22 protein-coding genes are annotated in these 17,763 nt (G+C 35.4%); 8 read left to right on the plus strand and 14 right to left on the minus strand.

Annotated elements, in window-relative coordinates; all coding sequences use genetic code 11:
• Nucleotides 1-22: 22 nt before the first annotated feature.
• Nucleotides 23-898: a GNAT family N-acetyltransferase gene (locus ACFYKX_RS20250; protein ID WP_389363058.1), complete on the plus strand. Its 876-nt coding sequence runs from the start codon at nt 23-25 to the stop codon at nt 896-898.
• A gap of 54 nt (nt 899-952) precedes the next feature.
• On the opposite strand, the gene ACFYKX_RS20255 is transcribed toward ACFYKX_RS20250, so the two are convergent.
• Nucleotides 953-1,216, minus strand: a complete 264-nt coding sequence (locus ACFYKX_RS20255) for a sigma factor (RefSeq protein WP_389363060.1) — start codon at nt 1,214-1,216, stop codon at nt 953-955.
• A 228-nt stretch (nt 1,217-1,444) separates the two neighbouring features.
• On the opposite strand from ACFYKX_RS20255, the gene ACFYKX_RS20260 reads away from it, so the two are divergent.
• Nucleotides 1,445-2,782 carry a methyl-accepting chemotaxis protein gene (locus tag ACFYKX_RS20260; RefSeq protein ID WP_389363061.1) on the plus strand — a complete coding sequence of 446 codons (1,338 nt, stop codon included), beginning with the start codon at nt 1,445-1,447 and terminating at the stop codon, nt 2,780-2,782.
• 51 nt (nt 2,783-2,833) lie between these two features.
• Here the strand turns inward: ACFYKX_RS20260 and ACFYKX_RS20265 are convergent, their stop codons facing one another.
• The 3 genes from ACFYKX_RS20265 to ACFYKX_RS20275 all read right to left on the minus strand — a co-directional run bounded on the left by ACFYKX_RS20265 (nt 2,834) and on the right by ACFYKX_RS20275 (nt 3,483).
• Entirely contained in the window at nt 2,834-2,986 is a 153-nt protein-coding gene (locus ACFYKX_RS20265) for a hypothetical protein (protein ID WP_389363063.1), read from the minus strand.
• A gap of 117 nt (nt 2,987-3,103) precedes the next feature.
• Nucleotides 3,104-3,298, minus strand: coding sequence for a YwbE family protein (locus ACFYKX_RS20270; protein ID WP_389363065.1), 195 nt, complete (start codon nt 3,296-3,298; stop codon nt 3,104-3,106).
• A complete protein-coding gene (locus tag ACFYKX_RS20275) occupies nt 3,298-3,483 on the minus strand; it encodes a hypothetical protein (RefSeq protein WP_389363067.1) in 186 nt (61 codons plus the stop codon). Before ACFYKX_RS20275 ends, ACFYKX_RS20270 begins: the two co-directional genes overlap by 1 nt.
• A 255-nt stretch (nt 3,484-3,738) precedes the next feature.
• Between ACFYKX_RS20275 and ACFYKX_RS20280 the strand changes: the two genes are divergently transcribed.
• On the plus strand, nt 3,739-4,851 hold the full coding sequence (locus ACFYKX_RS20280; RefSeq protein ID WP_389363069.1) for a GGDEF domain-containing protein: 1,113 nt from the start codon (nt 3,739-3,741) through the stop codon (nt 4,849-4,851).
• Nucleotides 4,852-4,945: 94 nt separating this feature from the next.
• Here the strand turns inward: ACFYKX_RS20280 and ACFYKX_RS20285 are convergent, their stop codons facing one another.
• Nucleotides 4,946-5,125 (minus strand): H-type small acid-soluble spore protein, encoded by a 180-nt coding sequence (locus ACFYKX_RS20285; protein ID WP_389363071.1) that lies wholly within the window; start codon nt 5,123-5,125, stop codon nt 4,946-4,948.
• A gap of 74 nt (nt 5,126-5,199) precedes the next feature.
• Nucleotides 5,200-5,955 carry a carbon-nitrogen hydrolase family protein gene (locus ACFYKX_RS20290; protein WP_389363073.1) on the minus strand — a complete coding sequence of 252 codons (756 nt, stop codon included), beginning with the start codon at nt 5,953-5,955 and terminating at the stop codon, nt 5,200-5,202.
• A 203-nt stretch (nt 5,956-6,158) separates the two neighbouring features.
• Between ACFYKX_RS20290 and ACFYKX_RS20295 the strand changes: the two genes are divergently transcribed.
• From ACFYKX_RS20295 to ACFYKX_RS20305, 3 genes are all read left to right on the plus strand, one after another.
• Nucleotides 6,159-6,686 (plus strand): sigma-70 family RNA polymerase sigma factor, encoded by a 528-nt coding sequence (locus ACFYKX_RS20295; RefSeq protein WP_389363075.1) that lies wholly within the window; start codon nt 6,159-6,161, stop codon nt 6,684-6,686.
• A gap of 1 nt (nt 6,687) precedes the next feature.
• Nucleotides 6,688-8,064 carry a DUF4179 domain-containing protein gene (locus ACFYKX_RS20300; RefSeq protein ID WP_389363077.1) on the plus strand — a complete coding sequence of 459 codons (1,377 nt, stop codon included), beginning with the start codon at nt 6,688-6,690 and terminating at the stop codon, nt 8,062-8,064.
• Between the two features lie 166 nt (nt 8,065-8,230).
• A complete protein-coding gene (locus tag ACFYKX_RS20305; protein WP_389363079.1) occupies nt 8,231-8,620 on the plus strand; it encodes a hypothetical protein in 390 nt (129 codons plus the stop codon).
• 76 nt (nt 8,621-8,696) lie between these two features.
• On the opposite strand, the gene adhE is transcribed toward ACFYKX_RS20305, so the two are convergent.
• Together adhE and ACFYKX_RS20315 are read right to left on the minus strand one after the other, a co-directional pair.
• Entirely contained in the window at nt 8,697-11,297 is a 2,601-nt protein-coding gene (gene adhE, locus ACFYKX_RS20310) for a bifunctional acetaldehyde-CoA/alcohol dehydrogenase (RefSeq protein ID WP_389363081.1), read from the minus strand.
• Nucleotides 11,298-11,348: 51 nt separating this feature from the next.
• A complete protein-coding gene (locus ACFYKX_RS20315) occupies nt 11,349-11,576 on the minus strand; it encodes a hypothetical protein (RefSeq protein WP_389363083.1) in 228 nt (75 codons plus the stop codon).
• 742 nt (nt 11,577-12,318) lie between these two features.
• On the opposite strand from ACFYKX_RS20315, the gene ACFYKX_RS20320 reads away from it, so the two are divergent.
• Nucleotides 12,319-13,620 (plus strand): hemolysin family protein, encoded by a 1,302-nt coding sequence (locus tag ACFYKX_RS20320; RefSeq protein WP_389363085.1) that lies wholly within the window; start codon nt 12,319-12,321, stop codon nt 13,618-13,620.
• On the opposite strand, the gene ACFYKX_RS20325 is transcribed toward ACFYKX_RS20320, so the two are convergent.
• The 6 genes from ACFYKX_RS20325 to ACFYKX_RS20350 all read right to left on the minus strand — a co-directional run bounded on the left by ACFYKX_RS20325 (nt 13,604) and on the right by ACFYKX_RS20350 (nt 17,472).
• Nucleotides 13,604-13,828, minus strand: coding sequence for a hypothetical protein (locus tag ACFYKX_RS20325; RefSeq protein ID WP_389363087.1), 225 nt, complete (start codon nt 13,826-13,828; stop codon nt 13,604-13,606). The genes ACFYKX_RS20320 and ACFYKX_RS20325 overlap by 17 nt on opposite strands.
• A gap of 122 nt (nt 13,829-13,950) precedes the next feature.
• Nucleotides 13,951-14,565 carry a hypothetical protein gene (locus ACFYKX_RS20330; protein WP_389363089.1) on the minus strand — a complete coding sequence of 205 codons (615 nt, stop codon included), beginning with the start codon at nt 14,563-14,565 and terminating at the stop codon, nt 13,951-13,953.
• Nucleotides 14,566-14,758: 193 nt separating this feature from the next.
• Nucleotides 14,759-15,466, minus strand: a complete 708-nt coding sequence (locus ACFYKX_RS20335) for a hypothetical protein (protein WP_389363091.1) — start codon at nt 15,464-15,466, stop codon at nt 14,759-14,761.
• Entirely contained in the window at nt 15,463-16,215 is a 753-nt protein-coding gene (locus tag ACFYKX_RS20340; protein WP_389363093.1) for a hypothetical protein, read from the minus strand. Before ACFYKX_RS20340 ends, ACFYKX_RS20335 begins: the two co-directional genes overlap by 4 nt.
• Nucleotides 16,193-17,095: an ABC transporter ATP-binding protein gene (locus ACFYKX_RS20345; RefSeq protein WP_389363095.1), complete on the minus strand. Its 903-nt coding sequence runs from the start codon at nt 17,093-17,095 to the stop codon at nt 16,193-16,195. The genes ACFYKX_RS20340 and ACFYKX_RS20345 overlap by 23 nt, the downstream gene beginning before the upstream one ends.
• Nucleotides 17,092-17,472, minus strand: coding sequence for a GntR family transcriptional regulator (locus tag ACFYKX_RS20350; RefSeq protein ID WP_389363097.1), 381 nt, complete (start codon nt 17,470-17,472; stop codon nt 17,092-17,094). Before ACFYKX_RS20350 ends, ACFYKX_RS20345 begins: the two co-directional genes overlap by 4 nt.
• 175 nt (nt 17,473-17,647) lie before the next feature.
• On the opposite strand from ACFYKX_RS20350, the gene ACFYKX_RS20355 reads away from it, so the two are divergent.
• Nucleotides 17,648-17,761 carry a TlpA family protein disulfide reductase gene (locus ACFYKX_RS20355; protein ID WP_389363099.1) on the plus strand — a complete coding sequence of 38 codons (114 nt, stop codon included), beginning with the start codon at nt 17,648-17,650 and terminating at the stop codon, nt 17,759-17,761.
• The last annotated feature ends 2 nt before the right edge of the window (nt 17,762-17,763 follow it).

A 17,763-nucleotide genomic window follows, 5' to 3' on the forward strand; every position in this document is an offset into this window, starting at 1 on the left:
AATATAATAAGGGGAATTTCCAATGGTTGAGATTAAACGTTTAGCAGAATGTACACTAGAAGAGGCTGTAGAGGCGTGGAATTTAGGATTTGAGGGATATTTTTTCGATATGAAAATAACCGTGGATCAATTCGTAAATAGAATGGCATCGGAAGGGATATCTCCGACACTATCTATCGTTGCGTTTGACCATAAACAACCTATTGGGATTGTTAAAAGTGGAATTAGAACGTTGAATGGTAAGAAGGTAGCCTGGAATGGTGGAACGGGTGTTGCCCCTGCATATAGAAGTAAAGGTGTGGGTAAAAAGCTGATAGAAGCTGCCATCAATCTATATAAAAATGAAAAAGTTGATGTTGCGTACTTAGAGGCAATTAGTGAAAATGCGAATGCTATTAAACTTTACGAAAAATTAGGGTATAGCATTATAGATGACCTAGAGTATTTAGAGCTAAAGGGACCTGTTACAGGAAGACAAACTACACCTAAGGATTATCGGATAGAAAATCTTCCTACCCCTTTACTTGAACATATTCCTTTTTATAAACATTTCAACGCATGGCAAACCAATTGGAGAAGTGCTAAAGATAGCCAAGCAATTGTTGCGTATAATTCTGAAGGAACAGAAGTAGGCTATGCTAACTTTAGAAAAAGTTATAATGATCAAGGTGAGCATGTAGGAACCGTATTGTTTCAATGTGAAGCAGATCCGAGGCTAGAAGAAGCATCAAGAATTACACTTGAATTAATCCTGCATGTTTTTGGAGATTTTTCAGATGACATTAGAAGACTAATACCAAATCTTCCAGTCCAAAACAGTAGTATAACGTATGCCGTTTTAAAAGAACTAGGATTTTCTCCAACAGTTACTCAAGTTTTAATGAGAAGAGAAGTATAATAAGACCCTCCCTTAAAATTTAAGGGAGGGTTGCTTATTGATAACTTTTTCAACTTATGGAAGCATTGATAACAAAACTTTTTCCATTTCTTCCTTTGTTAAAATATCTGCAATGATAAATAGTTGATATGCTTCATTTTCAGCCGTTTCTGGTAACATCCATGGCTTAAGTTTTTCAATGGATTGATAGTCTTTTTGAAATATTTTCATAAAGATTTCATGACAGGTATCCTCAGCATCTTGTTTGTTCTGAAGCATATAGTAACAAGTTCTATAAATGTCTTGATGGTATGTAAAAAATAGCTCTTTCTCCGTCACGTTTTTTCCCTCCTTTTGTGCGGCTCTATATATGTAACAATTAAGAAGATGAAAAGGTTCACTTTTTTAGGTCCTTTTCATTTGAATCAGTCTAAAAAAATATTCAACAGCTTTATTTGTAGTACAAAATACTTAGAGTAATTAATTGTTTCTGGTAAAATGTATATGAAATATAAAACTATTCCTTCATTTCTAGCTAAAAGGACTTATAAAAGGGAGAGATAAATTATGGACAGAAAGCAAAATGACACATTATTAAAATCTCTGAACAGCAATGTTAACAGTGTTGTGAATACCTCAATGGTAACCAGAAGTATTCGAATTAAGATCTTATTAGCAGTAATAATTAGTTTACTTATCAGTTCACCGATATCCTCCTTCATCAATTCGTTTGTCAAACAGTATGTAGATGGAAGTTATGGTGTAATGATCAATACGGGAATTACCCTTATTGTGTCAACGTTAATCATTCAATTTTTCATCCGTTTCATCGTTATTAACCCTTTAAATAAAGTTGTTGAGGCAACGCAAAGAGCCGCAGCAGGAGACTTGACGGCTGTTGTAGAGTATCATGCTAAAGATGAAATCGGAAGACTAGCGAATTCGTATAACTCTATGATTGAGAACTTGAGAACACTCATACAAAAGACGAACGAAACCGTCATAAAGGTTGCATCTTCGTCGGAAGAATTAAAATTAGGAGCTGAACAGAATAATAAGGCAATTGAACAAATATCTATTTCTGTTCAAGAAGTAGTTACTGGAGCAGATAACCAGGCAAGTAGCGCATATGAATTAACTCAATCATCAAAAGCAATTTCGGATGAGATGGAACAAACATCTAAGTCTATTCAATCTGTAGCCAATGTTTCAGACAAAGCGAATCGGAAAGCAGATGAAGGAATTAAAATTGTAAATGGCACTGTTCAGCAAATGAGCCTTGTACAAGCTTCTGTCCAGGAGTCATCAAGTCTAATAAATTCACTCGGCGATAAATCAAGTGAAATTGGCCATATTGTTGATGTTATTACTCAGATTGCAGACCAAACGAATTTATTGGCTTTAAATGCAGCGATCGAAGCTGCTAGAGCTGGGGAGCATGGAAAAGGGTTTGCTGTTGTTGCGGACGAAGTTAGAAAACTCGCAGAACAGTCAGGAACCGCAGCAGGCAATATTCAGCAATTAGTTAAAGAAATTCAACTAGAAACAAAGAATGCAGTAGACTCAATGGTGACAGGAACTGAAACGGTTGAAAAAGGAATTGAAATGGTGAATGAAACAGGAGAGTCATTTAAGGATATCGTAAAGCAAATCCAAGAAGTGTCTAACCAAGCGAAAGAAGTAGCGACTACCATCGAAAGAGTAAATCAAAATTCTCATAATATGACGAAGATGATAGAAAATATCGCTGCCATTACGGAGCAGACAAGTGGAAGCACGCAGCATGTTGCTGCTTCTATTGAAGAACAGACAGCGACGATGGAGGAAATAACTTCATCTTCTATTATGCTAAATAAAATGGCTCATGATTTACAGGAAGATCTAAAACACTTTAAAGTGGAATAAATAACAAGCCTTTGGATCCTCATCCAAAGGCTTTTTCTATCCCCTTACCAATCAATCTTCCATAAACAAGCGGGCATAATATAAAGATTCATCATCTAAATCCTTTTCTTTTTGAACTTCTTTTAAAGAGTCTTGTCGTTGATTACCGACAATTTGGAAGGAACCAGAAACATTAGGGACGCTTTTCTCATTTTTATCACCCATAAAACCAACCCTCCCTAAACTTTCGCTTAATGTTGTTATTATTTTTAAATGAACGAGGGTTTATTCTCTTGTGAAATAAAAAAAGCATCAGGTCTATACACCCCAATGCTTTGCTGTTTATTCTTTGATCTTTTGAACTCTACCTACTTGTCCATCTTTTAGCCTTACTTTAATGCCGTGTGGATGAAAAGAGGAGTTCGTTAATATGTCTTGAACCACTCCACTTGTTAGCTTACCGGTTCTTTGGTCAGCTTTCAACACAATATCAACTTGAATTCCAGGTATAACATCTTTTCTATATTGACCGTTCATTAAACACCCATTTTTCTACGTTGGTTACTAACTTTCTTTGTCTGTTGGCTTTTCATTTTCTTCGTTGTTTGATCTAAGTTTGTATTCCCTTTACCACCAGCTGATTGATTTTTTTTATTTTGAAGTTGTTGTTTAATGGCATCTTGCAAACTAATTTTCTTCTTTTCAGAGTTGTTTTCAGTCATTTAAGGATCCTCCTAAATAATGAGTTTGTGTAGTACATATATTCTACCACGTGGAGAGTTATAAAGGTATTTATTATAAAATGGTTTTAAGATAACGATTTATTACAGGATTTTAGACTATAATTTACAGCAAATGTTGATTATTAGCAAATAAATCCGAATATATAATTCTTTTTACCCATTTAATAAAATGCCAAGAAATGGTTGGCTGTGGTACAATATTACTAGATATTTATCAAAAGGGACGGTTGCTAAATGTTTAGTGATTTAATCGTTAATATATCCATCTTAATGTCGTTTACTTTTGTATGGCATCAGCTTTTGAGCCATAATCGTCTTACCTTTTCTTCACCAATAAAGATAAAGTTTTTAGATGGTTTAATAGCAGGTATTCTAGGAATTATCTTAATGCATTACAGCATTCAAGTCAGTGAGATAACGATTCTAGATTTAAGACATATTCCAGTCATTTTAGTAGCTTTTTATGGTGGCTACATCCCCACCATCATTGCGGCTATTGTTATATCCATCGGGAGATTTATGATTGCTGTTAATTTTTCTTCTGTGGTATCCCTTTTTATGATGCTTACCATCGCATTGGGAGCAGGTTTTATTGCACATAGGGTGAAATTTACCTCTTGGAAAAAGTGGATATTACTATTGTTCTATAGTCAATCCATCTTCTCACTAGCCCTGTATATAGTTTCTGACGACTTTTTCCTAGTGTTAAATATTGCGTTCTTCCATATCTTTAGTACGTTTATTGGTGGAGTCTTAATCTTTTATTTTGTTCTATACATTAGAAGAAACAGTGAGCTATATAATAAGTACAAGGAAAGATCAAAACGAGATCCTCTTACAGGGTTATTTAATGTGAGATCCTTTGATTATTTCTATAACACAATGTTAGCAGATACGATTGCCGCAAAAGGGAATTGTGCCATTTGTTTAGTCGATGTTGATCATTTTAAACATATAAATGATACATATGGTCATCCAGCTGGTGACGAAGTGTTAAAGCAATTAGCCAATTTGCTTTCAACGCTTACGAGAGAAGAAGATATTGTCTCTAGGAATGGTGGAGAGGAGTTTTCCGTTCTACTACCAAATTGTCCAACCGATCGAGCTAATGAAATAGCAGAAAGAATTAGACAAGCGGTCGAACAACATACGTTTATACTTTCTGATAAAAGAACGATTCAACTAACGATATCTGTAGGTGTTGCTGCATATCATCAAGCAATTGAAGTACCAGATATGCTTTTTCAAGAAGCGGATGATGCCTTATACAAAGCTAAGCAAAACGGTCGCAATGTCGTTTGTACATTAACAGGCTGTCTAGATGAACATAAGGCTTTTAATTTATAATTTTAAAAAAACGCCTTCTCCCGTGTAATTTAAAGCGGGTTAAGGCGTTCTTTTATGTATGATCATGGTGGAACTCATTTCCTTTACGAAATGGTTATTTTTCCTCTAATGAATCGATAGAGACAAGTTGTTTTTCCTCATGAGAGCCTCTAGCATGGACAGTAGCCATACTGGATGTATCATCTACACTTTCAATCCATACAGGAACGCCATGAAAATGTACCGAAATCTCTTCATCAGACGTAAGTATCTCTTTTACGCGATTTAAGTCCATTAGGATCACCTCAACCGATAAGATTTCCAATTTGGATGAAAGTTATGTATAACTTAGTTAGTTTAGGACTCTACTTATAGTAATTGTGGGCGGAACCTATTAGCTAGTAGCCTGGTTGCTTCTGATGGGTCAATATTATAAACGATTAATTCTTCCTGCCCTTCAACGGCAGTACGTAAAACCTCTCCTTTAGGAGAAATAAGAGAAGTGGTGCTTCCTTGGTTTTCTAACGCGTAGTTTACGCTAGCAAAGTAGATGTTATTTTCTAGGCTTCTACAGACCATGGCACCGTTAAAAAATTCTGGGTTGCTGACATCACCAGTAAACTGTGGGTGAAACACGATTGTCGCTTCTCGCTGGGCTGCCCATCTAACGGTTTCAGGGTATCTCCACCCTTCATGGCATATAACAATTCCAAATTTCACATCTTTAATCTCGAATAGTTTACGGCCTTCACCAGGAACATACCCGAAAAAATCCTCAGTGGGATCAATTTGGTTCTTAATCTGATAATCTAACACCTCACCATGTTCTGAGATGACAAAGGCAACTAAGTGTAGCCCTAACTCGTCCTTCCATTCTATTGGTAATATGACAGCAGTGGCAGTTTCCTTAGCCAGCTTACAGATTTCTTCAATAGCAGTTCTTTGAAACTCATGATTATATTCTTCTACTTCATATCCCACCCCACGAAGACCTGGTACGATAGATTCAGGAAAACAAATAAGATCACAATTCTCTAGAGATGCTTTTACGATCATATCCTTTACGGATTGCAATCCTTCAGCAGCTGATGAAGGAAACTTTGTTTGTGCTAAGCCTATTTTCATTTAAATGACCTCTCTACTAGAAATAGTTACAAAGATAAATTCTTTAACCATTATATAAAGTCCTCTATTATACGTAAAATGGGGCTATAACAGGTCGTTTATTAAAAAAGTCCAAAAAAAATTAAAATTAGTAAAACAGTTTTAAGTAGAACTCAGTCTAATGAGTAGACAATTAGAAAAGCTTGCAGCTAGGGGGGATTAAATTGACGCAGAAAAAACTAGTGAAAGCTGCAAAGAGTGGGGATGATGATGCCTTTTACCAACTCATTCTTCTTAACAAGGAAAAGTTATACCGAATTGCTTACTCTTACTTGAAAAATGAGACGGATGCTCTTGAGGCTATTCAAGAGGTCACCTTTCGCGCATATACAAGGATTCAAAAGTTAAAAGAAGATCAGTTTTTTACTACGTGGTTAGTACGAATCATGATTAATTATTGTATTGATCAATGTAAGAAGAATTCAAGAATGGTTGGTCATGAAATGGATTTGGAAAATGTAAAAGAACTACAAACGGATCGCCCGGTCATTAACTTCAATAAACTTCATATTGAAAGAGCCTTAGAGATGATGGAACCAAAATATAGATCTATTATTGAACTTAAGTATTTTCAAGAATTTACGATTTCAGAAATTGCAGAGATTGTAGAACGTCCAGAAGGAACTATTAAAACATGGTTAAACAAAGGATTAAAAGGTTTGCGATCATTTATTCATGAAGAGGGTGAATAGGTTGAATGAAAAAGAAGAAAAGTTTCTAAACGAAAGGAAAAATCAATTGGATCAAATTGAGATTCCTAGTCGTATAGATGATTATATTTTGAGTGGATTGAGAAAAGGGAAAAAGAATAGAACCTCTAAAACGGGATATTGGAAAAAAGCGTCCCTTTTAGTAGCTTGTCTTTTACTGTTTCTCGTTGGATCGATACGGTTTTCTCCAACAGTTGCGGCTCAAATGGGGAAGGTGCCAATTTTTGAGGGACTCGTAAAATTAATCACAATGGATAAGGGACTAAAGCTTGCTTTAGAGAACGATTTTATTAGACCTATTGGTGTTTTCGATGAGCACGATGGAATAAAGTTCACCATAGATGCTTTAATGGCAGATGAATCAAGGATTCTATTGTTTTATACAATGGAGAACGATGGTAGTGTAAAAGAGGATGTATTTATAAATGGAATTGAATTTACTGATGAAAATGATCATCCTTTAAGAAATTATGGAGTTAGCTACGGCTCTTCTAATTTTGAAAGTACATGGGTTAGTGAAGAGGGAGTCATTGATATATCTATGCAAGAAGGAGCTTCATTCCCAGAAACTATTTATGCAAAGGTAAAGTTAGCACGAGCAGCGGGTGAAGAATCCACTTCAGATCAAAGGCACTCTGCTGAAGTCATTTCAACTTGGAATATGAAGGTACCCATCGATAAAAATCTTTTTACAGGGCTAAAAGAAGTACACGAACTGAATGAAACGGTTGAGATTGGTGGCCAGAAATTCACGTTTAAAGAGATGGTCATTCACCCAACTAGAATAGGTTTAGAAGTCGAGTATGACCCAGACAATACAAAGAAAATCTTTCAGTTTGATGACATTATGCTAGTCGACGAAAAAGGAGAGTCTTTTGGAACGATTAATAACGGTGTCAGTGCGAGTCACATAGACGAAAATCGAGTCATTCTTTATTTCCAAAGTAACTATTTTTCGAAACCTGAAAATATCTATATTAAGGGAACTAGCGTGAGGGCTTTAGAAAAGAAAAGCTTACATGTGGAAGTAGATCTTGAACAAGGGAAGCTACTAAATCTTCCGGACGAAAGGCTGACATTTAAAGGGGTGAGGAAAAGTACTGAAGGGCTGGTTCTAGATTTCAACCTTAAGATTACTGACCCTAGCGACAAAGATAGACACTTTGATCTATTTTCGTCTACTTATAAGGACGCTTCTCAAAAGGAGTATTTCTCTAATTCGAGCGGAAGCTCTTCCGATGGTGATACTCAATATCAGCAATATTACATTGAGGATAGACCTTATGAAAGTCCGCTAATACTTACGATTAATGACTATCCTTCTAGAATAACAGGGAGTTTTAACATCAAGGTGAAATAGACTAAAAGTTTCTTGTGAAATTCTAGCTTCAATTCTATGGAGCTAGAATTTTTTTGACTTTTTCTATTAGATAATTGACATTGATAATCAATATCAATTATATTTAACTTATTACAAAGTCCGTTAAATAGACAATTATATAGCCAGTCTTGAAAGGATGAGATAGATGTATCATCAAAATTTTATTATCCTTAAAAACTTTCACTATCAAGTGGAGTGCTATTGTCCTTGTTCTGAGCATGCCCAGTTTTTAGAATTTGAGAAAGGGGATACTTTAACCATAACGAGTGAGAAAAAGTATTTGGATGGGATGGGTTGGTTCTTTTTAGTTGAATGGAATCATAATCATCGTTATTTTATGTCGATTAAAGAAATTGAAGCTATATACAACGACTTAAAAATGTGTTCGTTTATGGACTTAGAATTAAGAACAAATTATTTCAATTTTAAAGTGAATCAATCACTCGATAAAGGAGACCGAGAGCAGTTTCTATTCTTTTCTGAGCAGCTAAGCGAGCTGAAAAATCTCAGAAAAGCATATGCCTTAACTCGTTAGTTCGTACAAGATAGGCCATGAAAAAAAGAAGTCCCGTCATAAGGACTTCTTCCGTCTCCATTATAAAGTGTATTATCTAAACCCCTTTAAATGCTTCGCGGTAGATATCAGCTAGCTCGCTCACAAGTGGTAACTTAGGGTTAGCCGTTGTACATTGATCTTCAAAAGCACGTTCAGCTAAGAAATCAACTTTGCTTTCAAAGCTTAGTTTATCAACTCCATTTGCTTCAATACTCATTGGAATCTCAAGCTCTTTGGCTAACTTAATAATTGCTTGGATGAGGCTTTCCACCCCTTCTTCCGTTGTTCTTGCTGGTAAGCCTAATGTTCTTGCAATCTCCGCATATCTTTCATCAGCAATGAATTTTTCATACTTAGGGAATGCAGTAAATTTCTTTGGCTTCGTCGCATTATAACGAATGACATGTGGCATTAAAATTGTATTAGATCGTCCATGAGCGATATGGAATTCGGCACCTAGTTTGTGGGCTAAGCTATGGTTAATTCCTAAGAATGCATTCGCAAATGCCATTCCAGCAATGGTTGATGCGTTATGCATTTTTTCACGAGCTAACTCATCGCTTCCATTACGGTATGCTCTCGGTAAATATTCAAACACGAGCTGTATTGCTTTCATGGCAAGTCCGTCTGTATAATCATTTGCCATAACCGATACATACGCTTCAAGGGCATGTGTTAAGACGTCCATACCGGTGTCAGCAGTGATGTGCTTAGGTACTGTCATGACAAATTGTGGATCAATAATTGCTACATCCGGTGTTAATTCGTAATCCGCTAATGGATATTTTATATTTGCCTTCTTATCTGTAATAACAGAGAATGACGTAACTTCAGAACCAGTACCAGAAGTAGTTGGGATGGCTACGAACTGTGCTCTGCCTCCAAGCTTAGGATACTTGACAATACGCTTACGAATATCTAAGAACTTCTGTTTTAATCCGTGGAATTCTGTTTCAGGGTGTTCATAGAACAACCACATTCCTTTTGCAGCATCCATAGCAGAACCACCACCAAGTGCTATGATGACATCTGGTTGGAAGTTCGCCATCATCTCTGCACCTTTCATCACTGTTTCAATAGATGGATCTGGCTCAACATCAGAAAAGATCTCACAGTGAACGTAATCTGGTCGTTTGCGCAAGTAGTATAACACCTTATCTACATAACCTAGCTTAACCATTCCAGGGTCTGTAACAATAAGTGCTTTTGAGATATTCGGCATTTTTGCTAGATATTGAGTAGAGTTTTTCTCGAAATAAATTTTAGGTGGAACCTTGAACCATTGCATATTTACATTCCTTTTCGCCATCTTTTTAATGTTTACTAAATGAATGGCACCAACATTCGTAGATACAGAGTTTCCACCGAATGTTCCACATCCTAAAGTTAATGAAGGCATATAAGCATTATAAATATCTCCAATAGCACCTTGAGAAGAAGGGGCATTTACAATAATACGGCCTGCTTTCATTCTTTTACCGAACTCATTCATCACTTCATCATTTGAGGTATGAATAACTGCAGAGTGACCTAATCCACCGAATTCAAGCATCTCCTCTGCTCTTTGTAAGCCCTCTTCGGTGCTATTCACTTTATAACAAGCAAGAACAGGACTTAACTTTTCCCTTGAAAGCGGATATTGTGGCCCAACTCCTTTTAGTTCAGCTATTAAAATCTTTGTATCAGCCGGTACTACTACCTCCGCCATCTCGGCAATTTTAAACGCAGGCATCCCAACAATATCAGCATTCACTGCACAGGATTTTTCGTTAATGACGAGCTTTTCGACTTTTTGTTTTTCTTCTTCATTTAGGAAGTAGCATCCATTTGAAATCAGCTCTTTTTTCACTTCTGCGTAAATTTCTTTATCAATAATGACAGCTTGCTCTGATGCACAGATCATTCCATTATCAAATGTTTTCGATAAAATTAAATCATTCACAGACCGCTTAATATTGGCTGTTTTTTCAATATAGCATGGGACATTGCCAGGTCCCACACCAAGGGCAGGTTTCCCAGAGCTGTAAGCAGATTTCACCATACCAGCTCCACCAGTAGCAAGGATGAGTGCAATATTAGGGTGATTCATTAATGCCTGTGTAGCTTCTAATGATGGTTTTTCAATCCATTGGATACAGTGTTCCGGTGCACCCGCTAGGATAGCTGCGTCCCGAAGGATTCTAGCGGCTTCACTGCTACTTTTTTGAGCAGAAGGATGAAAAGCAAAAATAATCGGGTTGCGTGTCTTTATGGAAATTAAAGCTTTAAACATCGTAGTTGAAGTTGGGTTCGTAACAGGAGTTACCCCCGCAATCACACCAACTGGCTCCGCAATCTCATATATTCCTTCATGTTCGTTTTCATGGATGATTCCAACCGTTTTATTGTATTTAATATTGTGGTAAACGTATTCTGTGGCAAACATGTTTTTAATAATTTTATCTTCATACACACCACGTTTTGTTTCTTCAACAGCAAGCTTGGCTAGCGGCATGTGTTGATCTAACCCTGCGAGTGCCATTTGTTTTACAACTGAATCAATCATTTCTTGAGTAAAGCCTTGAAATTCTTTTAGAGCCTTTTGTCCATTTTCAACTAACTGATCAATTGTTTTTTCAACTGTTTGAGTATTGGTTAATTTTGTTGCAACGGCCATTTGTAGCCCCTCCAATATTGTGAAATATTTCACAAGATAATTTAAAAAATTTTACTCGCAAACAGGGTTTCTAGGGATCTTTTCAAAGGATATATCTGTGTACATTTTTGAGCAACGTTTAACAATAATCACAAAATTAACTGTCCATATAAAGCTTGGAATGGTTTCATCATCTTTAAACATCATTGATTCAAACTCATCACCAATTAGGTCTTCAAAGGCTTCTTGTGTAAAGATTTCCGTATCGGTAGAAAAACTTCTCCATTCACAAAGCATCATCTTAATCACCCCTAAAGTTTCTATGTTGTCTTGATGATTTAAGAATACCATACATATAGAATAATAGTTTGTGAAATATTGAACAATATATGAACCTTCTTATTCTGTTATTATATATGGTGTTTTGTTGTTTTAATTTTCTAAAAAGTAAACGTTTTCATTCGTAATAATTATATTGCTATAATTATTTATGTGAAGGGTATAACAACAAGAGGTTAGTTATAATCATGAAATTTAACTTCTAATTATTTATACAGTAGATAGCTATTCTTAACTTTTATAAGGAAGATTTTGCGAATAAAACCCAGTAATTCATTACTTTTTAGCTTGATAGCTATATATTCTCATACACTTATAGATATGGTATATTAGAACCGTCACGTTATAGTTAGGAGGTAGTTTCTTTGGGAACACAAAATTAAAAACTAGAGAAAAAGTTAAGTTAGCTAACGTAACAAAACAATATGATTTTGTTGGTTTATGGCTAACAAATCTGCTTCAAACTACCACTACTATAAGAATGACGCGGTTAAACGAATCAATTTTTATCATTAAAATGTAGATGTCCTAATTATGGATGTACTTAATAAATATAACGATGACCACATAGATATATATGATAATAGGGAAGACTTATAGGTTAGACCAGGATGTAAGTTTTCATTCTTATTAGAGCCACGGCAAGAAAATATTCTGTTTTATTAATATAGGAGGTGTATGCCTTACTCTGTAAGGCTACTTATTGGACATATTAAACTTGGTACTTGTTGCAATTTTAATTGGATTAACAGCATTTTTCGTAGCAACTGAGTTTGCTATCGTAAAAGTTAGGAACTCGAGGATCGATCAACTGCTTGAAGAAGATAGAAGAGGAGCAAAAGCGGCTAAACATGTAACGACCCATTTGGATGAGTATTTATCCGCTTGCCAATTGGGGATTACGATTACAGCGTTAGGTCTAGGGTGGTTAGGTGAACCCACTGTTGAGAGACTTTTGCATCCAGTATTCGAGCACTTTGAATTAAGCGAATCTCTAACACATGTTTTTTCATTTGGAATTGCATTTGCAGCGATTACCTTTTTGCACGTTGTAGTAGGAGAACTTGCTCCTAAAACGGTTGCTATTCAAAAAGCAGAAGAAGTAACATTGCTATTTTCTAAGCCAATTATTTGGTTTTATCGATTGATGTATCCTTTTATTTGGTTACTTAATGGATCTGCACGTATATTAGTAGGTTTTTTTGGACTAAGACCAGCATCAGAGCATGAAAATTCCCATTCTGAAGAAGAGCTACGACTAATTCTTTCTGAGAGCTATGAGAGTGGAGAAATTAATCAGTCTGAGCTAACATATGTGAATAATATTTTTGAGTTTGACAACCGAATTGCGAAGGAAATTATGGTCCCTCGTACTGAAATTGTCAGCTTTTCAGTTGACAATTCAATAGATGAAATTTTTGAAATAATTAAAGAAGAGAAATACACTCGTTACCCAGTGGTTAACGGAGATAAAGATAATATAGAAGGTGTAGTTAATATTAAAGAAATATTAACAGCGTCCATTAACAATAAAAATATATTAAGTGCTGAGGATCCACTTGCACCTTTTATTAGACCGGTAATTAGGGTAATTGAAACAATTCCTATTCATGACTTACTGCTAAAAATGCAAAAGGAACGTTCTCACATGGCTATCCTAATAGATGAGTATGGCGGAACAGCAGGTCTTGTAACAGTTGAAGATATTCTTGAAGAAATTGTTGGAGAAATTAGAGACGAATTTGATACAGACGAAGTGAATGAAATTCGTAAACTATCTGAGGATCACTATATCATGAGTGGGAAAGTACTCATTGAAGATGTGAATGATCTTCTTGGAACGGAATTGTCTGAAGAGGATGTTGATACCTTTGCAGGGTGGTTCTTATCACAGAAATTTGATGTAAAGCCAGGGGATGAAATCCTCGAAGAAGGCTTTTCGTTCTTAGTTAAAGAAGTAGATGGACACCATATTTCATATATTGAAGTTAAGAAAGTAAGTTAAAAGCTAAATTCGCAAAATAAAAAGAACCATCTTTTCCTTCTCGGTTAAGGTGGTTCTTGTGTTTTGTTCGGTATAAATGATCCTTTTTTGTCTTCGTCTTTCTTGTACTCATATCTGCAAATGCGAATGGACTTCTGTTCTGGTCAGGATTTCTTTTCCCTTCACGTGCTAGCTTTTCACGTAGTTTCTTTGCCTTTGTTTTAGCCAAAGAGATCACTCCTTCATGTTTATTTCTAAATTAGTATACAGTATATGTGTATGAAATATAAATAGGTCTATTTAGGAGACCAACAAAAAAGCACTTGTTTAACAACAAGTACTCGATTAGAGTTATTTCTTTTCGTCGATCAACATGATCTTATATACAAAAGCTAATTCAGCTTCTTTAATTCCTTCAGGTAGTTCTCCATTCTCGGATCCAATGGTTCTTAGTGAGTTTTGAGTTGTTCCAGTCCATGCAGCTAGGTAGACTGGTTTATCTTTTTCTAATGTTATTTTATCATTGATTAGCTTTGATAGACCTGTAAGTGTCATCTCATGTTCTCTTGCAGTTGAAGCTATACCGCCAGGCATTCCAACAAGAAGTGTTGAAACTTTGTTTTCCGTACCACTATCTTGTATTCCGAAAGATATAATCTCATCATCAAAATGAGATTTCACCTCACCATGTGAACCTAACCCTTCCTCGAGAAGTTCCCCATTTTCATAAATTTCAAGTTCGTAAATAAGGTCATCATTTTCTTTTAAGGTTCCATCCATTACAAAGTATTCAATAAATTGAACATTTGTTTTGGAGATTAACACCTTTTCTTTTTCACTGAGCGTATAAGGTTTAATTGTAATCTCTGTCTCCGCAGGTTTTGCTTCTTCTTGCTCGGCCTGTGAACATGAGGTAAGTAATAGGATGAGCGAAACCACAAGAGCCGATGCTTTCAATAATTTCATTTTTTCACTCCCAATAAGCTTTTGTTCTAAGCTATTATCAAAATACTTGTAACATGTCAGTAATAGCCAATACAATTAATATTCTATAGTTATCCTTAATTTTCCTACCGTATATCTACTTTAATCATTTTATGATTCCTAATTAAAAAGAGAGCTTCTTTTAGCTCTCCCATAAAGTCTTATATAAGAAGTTTTAATTTTCCCCAATCATTTCAGTAATGTCCCCTGAAAGTTGGATATCCTTAGGAACGCGAATATACAGTATATCTCTACCTAGTACACGAGCTACATCATAAAAATTTTCCCCTGTAAATTGCTTAGTGGTAAATTCATTCGTAAACTTTCCTAGATTCAGTTCAACAAACTCTGGAGGAATGACTTGTAGAATATTTTCATGTAACTCCACTGTGGGAACCTTTGTTTTTTCAGTAAAATCAACATCCCCAATAATGGTTCGAGATTTATAATTAACCACTTCGATTTTCCCGTCATTCGTTTCTTTTCTTTCTGTTATAATCATCGAAACATTATGTGTATTAGGTGTATGAACCTTTAGTTGATCCCCGTTATAAGAAAAGCTCCATTCAGTTTCTAAATATAGCCCTTCTGCTAATTTATCTATATTACCTTCATAAGCGAAACTATATAAAGTATTAGCTGCCTTTTGAGCCTTTAGGATGTCTTTCTTTGTTTTATATTCTTCTTCTGAGTGTTCGTTTAAGGTCGGATTTACATATGCATAAAAGATAACAAAAGAAAAGAGAAGTACGGCTCCATAGCCAATTAAACCCCATACAAGTAATTTTCTTTCAAAGAACCATCTTGTTATCCCTTTATTCCTTAGTAAAGCAATGATACCAATTATTGAGAGAGCAAAAATTCCTAGTATTATTAAACTCATATTCTAACCTCCAATCGATTTGATAAAGAGGTAGCAGCTAAGAATAGGACAGTGACGGTTACAAAAATTTTCACCGAAAATAATAATAGTGAAGTCTCCCCTACAAAAAAGGTTGATATTTTTACGAAAAGGGATGGTTCATTTAAGTTCCGTAATCCTACAAAAAGCGATCCGAAGAATAAGGTGGGTAGAAAAATCATAAATAGTTTATTTATCTGTACAAGAACTCCCACAAAGTACCCAATCGAACTAAAAAGTAAAATATACAAGATGGCTGCCCATATCCCTATTAAGAGGTCTCCTGGTTTTTGGAAGCTTGACATCAAATAGTCTGTTCCATATATAAAAAACAGCATAACCTTTAACAGAATACTAGAAAGGAGTGCGGTCACACCACCTACAATACTTGTAGTCATTAGAAAGCCGATATTAGATAGATTGCTGCTTAGCCTATTTGTTACAAAAGCAAAATCATCATATCTATATGCCTTGGTTGTGATCAATAAGGATATAATAAATCCCCATATCATCGTAAAACCAATAATTAAGTCACCTGAGAACAGCTTTACTGTCAGAGATATACTTTCGTTTCCTGTTCCAGTCATTCCAACACCACCAAAAAAGGAAAAAAGGATGGCAATTACGTGGGCTAGAAATAAGGAACTGAAGACACCTATATATGCTTTAAGCTTATAGCTATACTGTTTTTTTACAATATCTAAGGTGTTAACCTCTACTAAAGACATCATCAATCCCTCCTTTCGTGCTGCTTGTTAAATAAATACATAGATCATTTGCTGATACAGGGTTCAGTTCAACACCATCATGCTCTATTTGATGAAGCGTGGATTCTGTATAATCGTTCTTCACAACTATATAAACATAATCAGGATCTATATTTTTGTAATGAATGATGTCTCTGTCCTTCGTCCATTGATGCACAAGATTGGATTTTCCGCTAAGTCCGATTGCGTATTCCTTCATGTCTTCAACAGATGAGTGGAGGCAAAGTTCGCCTTCTTTGATGAGTAAAATATCTTCTAACAAATCTTCCATTTCGTTCAGGTGATGGCTAGATAAAATAATTGTTCGTGGAAAATCAATATAATCTTTTAGTAATGCTCGGTAAAAATCTTTTCTTACAGCTGCATCCATGCCAGTTGTTGGTTCATCAAATATCGTTAAAGGACATCTCGCTGATAATCCGATAATCATATTAAAGGTGCTTTTCATTCCTTTGGATAGATCTGTATACCTTTGTGTTGATTGAAATGAGAAATATGAGAATAACCTCACAGCAAGCTCATCATCCCAATTTGGGTAGAAGCTGCTGGCTGTTTTTAATAGATCCATTAATGTTAACGAGGTGGGAAAGTTCATGTAATCATCTGTGTAGATTAAATTGCCTGAAACCTTAAGATTATTAAAAGGTTTTTCTGAGAATACCTTTATATCACCAGAAGTTTCACGTAGGAATCCAGCCATGATCTTCAAAAGTGTTGTTTTTCCAGCACCATTACGACCTATTAATCCCGTTATTTTATTTTCATGAATCGTAAAAGATAGCTGATTAAGCGCTTTTGTCCTTCCATATACCTTTGTTAAGTTATTACACGCTACTACACTCACTCGTCATCATCCCTTTCCTTAGCGGATTTAATCATGGATATTAACTCATCTTCACTTACATTCAAGTTCTTTGCTTCCAAAACCAGTTCACTTACTAGTTTTACTAATGTGTTATTTTTGCGCTTCGTCACAATGGTCGCCTGAGCATTCTCGGATACAAACATACCGAGTCCCCGTTTTTTATATAGAATATCTTCATCGGCTAAAATATTTAATCCTTTGGCTGCGGTAGCTGGATTAATGTTAAACATCTCTGCTAACTGGTACTGGGAGTACATTTTTTCATTAGATTTGATACTTTCGTTTAATATTTGCGTTTCAAGCCACTCTGCAATTTGTACGTATATGGGCTTTGAACTATCTGGATTAAGAATCAAATAGCATGCCTCCCCTTCTTCTGATATAGTGCATTACTGTTGTAATGTACTATATATGATTTTCCAACTTTATGCAATAGTAATTAACCAAATTAAGGTATTAGCCTAAAAGTAGGGTGTTTTGATTGAATTTTCAATCTTTATGTAATACCTTTTTAGAAAGGAGGTTTTTAACTTGCTATTAGAAACAATTCCAAATTTTAAATTTGAAGATATTGAAGGCAACGAAGTATCGTTAAAGGATTTTGTAGGAAAAAAAACGCTAATCTTTATGTGGGCTTCCTGGTGAAG

It is taken from the genome of Cytobacillus spartinae, from assembly GCF_042865285.1.
Classification (GTDB): Bacteria; Bacillota; Bacilli; order Bacillales; family Cytobacillaceae; genus Robertmurraya_A; species Robertmurraya_A spartinae.

Excerpts from the sequence above, each read along its gene's own strand:
- ACFYKX_RS20250 (WP_389363058.1), top strand. The coding sequence starts at position 23 with ATGGTTGAGATTAAACGTTTAGCAGAATGTACACTAGAAGAGGCTGTA.
- ACFYKX_RS20260 (WP_389363061.1), top strand. The coding sequence starts at position 1,445 with ATGGACAGAAAGCAAAATGACACATTATTAAAATCTCTGAACAGCAAT.
- ACFYKX_RS20265 (WP_389363063.1), bottom strand. The coding sequence starts at position 2,986 with ATGGGTGATAAAAATGAGAAAAGCGTCCCTAATGTTTCTGGTTCCTTC.
- ACFYKX_RS20270 (WP_389363065.1), bottom strand. The coding sequence starts at position 3,298 with ATGAACGGTCAATATAGAAAAGATGTTATACCTGGAATTCAAGTTGAT.
- ACFYKX_RS20275 (WP_389363067.1), bottom strand. The coding sequence starts at position 3,483 with ATGACTGAAAACAACTCTGAAAAGAAGAAAATTAGTTTGCAAGATGCC.
- ACFYKX_RS20280 (WP_389363069.1), top strand. The coding sequence starts at position 3,739 with ATGTTTAGTGATTTAATCGTTAATATATCCATCTTAATGTCGTTTACT.
- ACFYKX_RS20285 (WP_389363071.1), bottom strand. The coding sequence starts at position 5,125 with ATGGACTTAAATCGCGTAAAAGAGATACTTACGTCTGATGAAGAGATT.
- ACFYKX_RS20290 (WP_389363073.1), bottom strand. The coding sequence starts at position 5,955 with ATGAAAATAGGCTTAGCACAAACAAAGTTTCCTTCATCAGCTGCTGAA.
- ACFYKX_RS20305 (WP_389363079.1), top strand. The coding sequence starts at position 8,231 with ATGTATCATCAAAATTTTATTATCCTTAAAAACTTTCACTATCAAGTG.
- adhE (WP_389363081.1), bottom strand. The coding sequence starts at position 11,297 with ATGGCCGTTGCAACAAAATTAACCAATACTCAAACAGTTGAAAAAACA.
- ACFYKX_RS20315 (WP_389363083.1), bottom strand. The coding sequence starts at position 11,576 with ATGATGCTTTGTGAATGGAGAAGTTTTTCTACCGATACGGAAATCTTT.
- ACFYKX_RS20330 (WP_389363089.1), bottom strand. The coding sequence starts at position 14,565 with ATGAAATTATTGAAAGCATCGGCTCTTGTGGTTTCGCTCATCCTATTA.
- ACFYKX_RS20335 (WP_389363091.1), bottom strand. The coding sequence starts at position 15,466 with ATGAGTTTAATAATACTAGGAATTTTTGCTCTCTCAATAATTGGTATC.
- ACFYKX_RS20340 (WP_389363093.1), bottom strand. The coding sequence starts at position 16,215 with ATGATGTCTTTAGTAGAGGTTAACACCTTAGATATTGTAAAAAAACAG.